The sequence below is a fragment of the Oryzomonas rubra genome (assembly GCF_008369015.1).
Taxonomy (GTDB): Bacteria; Desulfobacterota; Desulfuromonadia; order Geobacterales; family Pseudopelobacteraceae; genus Oryzomonas; species Oryzomonas japonica.
In genome coordinates this window covers 1-3,670 of sequence record NZ_SRSD01000018.1, presented here as the reverse complement: position 1 = coordinate 3,670, position 3,670 = coordinate 1, and the positions used below count along the sequence as shown (strand labels likewise).

Here is a 3,670-nt window from a genome sequence, read left to right as displayed (position 1 = left end):
CGGATGGCTTCCAGGTATTCCTGACGGGAACGTAGCACCATATACGGCCTCCTTTCGGTTACCTGTAATATGATGCAACGTTTCCTTTTTGCCACTCCTTCGGTTACATTTAATTTGAGTCAAGTCGTGCCATGATCGAGTTGTTGACATTGGGGATAAAGATGGTATCCTTTGTCCTTAATGGGGCCGTAGTGAATTACCGGGAGGCTAAAAATGCAGAGACCAGAACGTCATGATAGCAGCCGAGATCGAAACCAGAGAGTGTCGCAGAAGGTGATGTCGATAGATACCGCCGTATCCACCGGAGTCATGGGCGTGTTCACGCTTGGCGTCATACTCTTTGCCGGCCTCATGGCCAGGATGTGGTGGGTTGCCCACAGTTGAGCAAGCTCTTTCCGTCCGCTCCTTGCCGCTCGTAGTAGTGTGCCGTGCACACAGAGAGTCGGTTCATAACGTTGTTCACGATGGAAATTGCCCATAAGGCACCCCGTAGCTACCCCTCCGTGCTACGGGGATTTTTTTGTCAAAAATTCAAAAATCGATGTCGCAATCCAATGAATTGGTGGAACAGCCCTGGCGCCCTCCAGCTTGTGTGACCGCCACCAGTTGGGTGGCGGCGCGGCCATGACGACGCCGATGCCCGCCCGTGGGTAATCAGACGACCTCGCACACCTCGATGTGCCCCAGGTAGCGCATGCGTCGTGGGCCGGGCCGGTAGTCGTTCGCCGAGACAAAGGCGAATTCCCCCTCGTTTTCGTCCAACGGCCGCCCCTCCCTTTCGAATACGACGATAGCCTTTTCGCCGACGACGGTATTATTGATCTCCTGCCAACTGAAGAGCGCCATATAGCCGTCGTTGGAAGTGAGCTTCAGGTACAGCCTGTTCGGTGCATGATGCTCCGTTATGATTACGGACGCCTGTTCCAGGATATCCCGCAGCAATACCCCGCGATAGCTCTTGATGGTCCCCTTCTCCGTGCCGCTGCCGCAGATAATGGGTAGCGCCCCGATCTCCAGGGAAGCCATCTTTCGGAGATCGGCAACGTTCAAGCAAAGAGGCCTCTCCACACGCCCTGTCACCTTCAGTTCATGGGACATGTATTCCGGGCCGTATTTATGCTTTCCATGGGGTTTGGTCCCTGGTTGTATGTTCTCGGCGTGGTTCATTATATCCCCCTTTTGAGCTTTATTTTTTTATGACCTGTTTCGCGTTCCCGGTAATTCTGCGCTTTTCGTTTCAGATAGCCGAGGGCTCCCGAATGTCCGCACCCCGTGGTTACGGTTTCCAACGCATCCCCAACCCGGTTGTGTCTGTAATGGTTCGGGGCACCTATTTGCCGGTGGGCTGCGGCGCAGCAGCCGGGGCCAGCGCCTCGGCCTCGGTCCGGCAATCGCGGGCAGGTAGCAGCCCCTTGGCCCGCGCTGCGGCAAGTTCGGTCCGCGCTGCCTCAACATCCGCCCGAAAGGAGGGATCGGCGTGCAGCCGGGCCACCACCGCTGCGGCAACGGTACGTCCCTCATTCACGTCGCTCAGCCAGTGCACGTTGCACACGATCCGGCTCTGGCCAAAGGCCCTTCCCCGAACCAGGACCGCATCGGCCCGTTCCGGCGCGATTTCGCTCAGGATGAGCGCCCAGGTCCACCCGGCCGTGGTGTGCCCCGAGGGGTACGAGCCGCTTGTGCGCAACCGCTGTTCATAGTCCGGGGTGCAGATCCGCTCCCCGTTCACCATGAAGGGGCGGGGGCGCTTATAGGTATCCTTCGGCCGGGAGACGGCGTTACCCGCGTCGGCCAGGGTACGGCGCAGGAGGCGGAAGAGGCGAGGGGTATCCTGCTCGGTGATGCGGGCGTTCAGGGCACAGGAAAAACTTTCGGCCGCAGCCGGAAAGGAAAGGTCGGCATCCTGGATGGCCAACGCCCATCGGGCCGAATCCCGCAGGGGGAAGCTGGCGCGGCTGATTTCCTGATCGAGCGCAAACGCGGTCGAACCGGTGGCAGGTGGCGGAGGGAGCAGCGCCACCATGTCGGGCAACTGCTTGGACGGCAGGTAGCCCTGAGTCCTACCTTGGGCGGTTGGGGCCGTGTCGTGCCTTTCCAGTGTCGCACAACCGGCCATGAGCGCCAGGCACAGCAGCATTGTTGCCATGTTTCCCATACGTCTTCCCTCTCTTTTCATTCCGTTATGATGGTGCCTTCGCTTCAGGTCGGGCGACCGGCAGGGATGTCTCTGCCGCACTTTCTATCCTATCGGGGATAGTCGCCCTTTTTTCGGCCATCTCGGTGATCGTGCGCGGATATGCGGTAGAATAGGGCTCGATCGGGAGATCTGCATCGGAACGAACAAGATGATTGCGGCGGGTTTGCAGCATAATTAACCGACATACTACGATGGTTTCAAGCTTGCAAATCCTTTGTTTCCGCAAGTTTTCGTATCAAGCGCACGATAATGGGTCTCAGCACATTTCCTGACATGGATGTTTTGCTACTGGCATGGTACAGAGGGAGCAAGGGTTTCAAAACTTCCCGCTTCATAAACTCCATCAAGTCACGGGCCTGTTGCTTGGCACTTTCTCGCATAGTTACGTTCCGGGCGATGCACATGACCCCCACGATTTCGCCACTCGGCAGAATCCAGGGAAATTTGGTGACGGAAACCTTTACTATTTCGCCATTTTTGTGGGTTATTGTTTCGCGTTGGTCTTCAATCGGCTTGCGATGCTTCATCACCCAAAGATCATCCTGAAGTGCCTTTTCAGCCTGTTCGTGGGGTAAAAGGTCAAAATCGGTGTAGCCTCGGATGGTGTCCATGTTGAGACCATAGTGGCGGGCCTTGGTGGCACTGGCGCAGATTATTTTCCCACCCGTGAACTCGCCCCGTTCATTGGCAAAATATTCTTTGATTACGATGGAATCACTCGTATGCTGCATGAAAGCATTGAATATCAATACTTCCTGCATCGATCTTCCCATGGACTTTTCCTTTCATGCGACGATACCCATAAATTGGGAATTCACTGGGGAATTCCCAATTATACGATTGTACTATTCACAATTACAACATGTTGTTCTGTTTTATCAACGTCAAAGTTGAGCGAAGAGTTCTTTGACTGACTGGGTGCAACCATGGAGTGCGTACAGAAAAATAGCGGTATCTCGCAGGGAATCCGGGTTCCGTTTCATGGTGCCGTCCCAATGGGATAACGGTTGCCGAACTTGAAACAAAAATATTCTTTTCGAGGCTTGAGTCGTTACAATTGGTGAGTAATGTGTTGTGGCCAGATATGGTTCTTGAGATGAAGGACGCAGCTATAAGGTACCGGTGCCACCGATCAAGCCGACCGTATCACGCGGTCCTTGGTGCATGATGATATGGTCATGGTGCAATCTCCCGTAGAAAACAAAAAGAGGCCGAGGGAATGGTTCCCCCGGCCTCCAGTTGTCTAGTCGGCGCGGAATAGGATATTTTGTTATTTGCCCGCGAAAGTGGGGATGTTGGCTTGCTAAATCCCGCTTCCGTCCACATATCCGACCTTGTTGAGCCGAATCTTCTCGCTCTTGTCCACCTGGATCACCCGGCCGTCCTGCACCACCAGGGTCACCGTGCCGAAACGGATCGAGCTCAGCGCCTCACGCACGACCTGTTCCAGATCCCGGCTCCATGGCTCAGGGG

4 protein-coding genes are annotated in these 3,670 nt (G+C 55.4%); all 4 read right to left on the bottom strand.

Features of this window, described 5'->3' with window-relative positions; translation table 11 throughout:
- Window positions 1-654 precede the first annotated feature (654 nt).
- Entirely contained in the window at window positions 655-1,098 is a 444-nt protein-coding gene (locus ET418_RS17995; protein WP_274596145.1) for a molybdopterin-dependent oxidoreductase, read from the bottom strand.
- A 232-nt stretch (window positions 1,099-1,330) separates the two neighbouring features.
- The gene (locus tag ET418_RS17990; RefSeq protein ID WP_218043417.1) at window positions 1,331-2,155 is read right to left on the bottom strand and encodes an acid phosphatase; all 825 of its coding nucleotides are present in this window, start codon (window positions 2,153-2,155) and stop codon (window positions 1,331-1,333) included.
- A gap of 239 nt (window positions 2,156-2,394) precedes the next feature.
- On the bottom strand, window positions 2,395-2,970 hold the full coding sequence (locus ET418_RS17985) for a PAS domain-containing protein (protein WP_149310019.1): 576 nt from the start codon (window positions 2,968-2,970) through the stop codon (window positions 2,395-2,397).
- Between the two features lie 530 nt (window positions 2,971-3,500).
- A complete protein-coding gene (locus tag ET418_RS18500; protein WP_274596141.1) occupies window positions 3,501-3,635 on the bottom strand; it encodes a YezD family protein in 135 nt (44 codons plus the stop codon).
- Window positions 3,636-3,670: the final 35 nt, after the last annotated feature.